We start from the raw sequence: 1460 nt of genomic DNA on the forward strand, positions 1-1460 counted from the left end.
TTTACCTATTTCTCTGTTTAATTTTCAAAGACCAACTGTTTGTTTTGTGTTAATCGTCAACCGACGACTTCTACTATATTACTAGGTATTGCTTGTTTTGTCAACAACTTTATTAATATTTTTTAAAGTTAAATTTTTAAAATATTAAATGTTATCTTATCAAGCTTTACTTCATCGTTACTCATTCGCAACGACAAGGAGTATTCTATCATAACAATGAAATAGTATATTTAGGTTTATTGTTGTATGCCAAGGTTATTCCTTATTTACTTCATATTGCTACATATTTCATTGTTTTAGTTATATTGACACACATGGTTAAGTATTTAATTACTTATCTGTATTTGAGCATATTATACATTTATTTTCAAAAGTTATAAATATATTTATGTGATTGTTCAAAGCATCTTTGACCTCTTGCATACTAATTCCAATGTACACTTTATATAATTACCGCTAACATCCGTGCAAAAAAACATCCATAAATGGTATTTATAATTTCTGATAAATACCATTTATGGATGTTGTGACGTGAAATACGAAAAGATCTATCTTCTATATAATATTTATTGTTATACTTTCCGTTTGGGTATCTCCAATGTTAAGTATCAAACTACCTTAGACGCACAACGTTACTTAAAAGTTACACCCATTTGTTTAAAAATAACAATTTTAAAATTATAACTGCTTAACTAAATTTAACTAAATTTAACTAAATGCTTAACAACCTATATAAATCAGTACCTTAAACAAAATAAACGGATGTACGACCTTATCTAAAATCGTACATCCGTTTATTTAGAATTGAGATTCCCATTGCTTATTAAATATATAGACTTATATTTTTTTCTTAAATTATGCTAACAGACTACTCTTAATTACATATAATAATTTTCTAAAATAAAAAAAACAGTCCATATTGGACTGTTTTTTTTGGTGGAGATAAAGGGAATCGAACCCTTGACCCCCTGCGTGCAAGGCAGGTGCTCTCCCAGCTGAGCTATATCCCCTTATGGTGGACCTTCAGGGACTCGAACCCCGGACCGACCGGTTATGAGCCGGTAGCTCTAACCAGCTGAGCTAAAGATCCATAAATTACCTGGCGACGACTTACTCTCCCACAAGGTCACCCCTGCAGTACCATTAGCGCATTGAAGCTTAACCTTCGTGTTCGGTATGGGAACGGGTGTTACCTTCATGCCATAATCACCAGATTCGTTAATATCCACCAATAAGTTATTAAGTTTTAAAAAAATGGCTCCGCGAAAAGGATTTGAACCTTCAACCTATCGGTTAACAGCCGAGTGCTCCACCGTTGAGCTATCGCGGAACATTACCTAGCGACGACTTACTCTCCCACAAGGTCACCCCTGCAGTACCATCAGCGCATTGAAGCTTAACCTTCGTGTTCGGTATGGGAACGGGTGTTACCTTCATGCCATAATCACTAGATTGAGAAA

3 tRNA genes and 2 rRNA genes are annotated in these 1460 nt (G+C 34.1%); all 5 read right to left on the minus strand.

From position 1 onward, the window contains the following. Nucleotides 1–934: 934 nt before the first annotated feature. Nucleotides 935–1010, minus strand: a tRNA-Ala gene (locus tag KPL50_RS26370). A gap of 3 nt (nucleotides 1011–1013) precedes the next feature. Continuing rightward, nucleotides 1014–1090: transfer RNA gene (locus KPL50_RS26375), tRNA-Ile, on the minus strand. A gap of 7 nt (nucleotides 1091–1097) precedes the next feature. Then, nucleotides 1098–1214 (minus strand): 5S ribosomal RNA (gene rrf / locus KPL50_RS26380). 41 nt (nucleotides 1215–1255) lie between these two features. Next, nucleotides 1256–1330 (minus strand) — tRNA-Asn (locus KPL50_RS26385). Between the two features lie 5 nt (nucleotides 1331–1335). Then, a 5S ribosomal RNA gene (gene rrf, locus KPL50_RS26390) occupies nucleotides 1336–1452 on the minus strand. Between the last annotated feature and the right edge of the window lie 8 nt (nucleotides 1453–1460).

The sequence above is a fragment of the Clostridium sp. CF012 genome, assembly GCF_018861755.1.
In the GTDB taxonomy this organism is placed as follows: domain Bacteria; phylum Bacillota; class Clostridia; order Clostridiales; family Clostridiaceae; genus Clostridium_AD.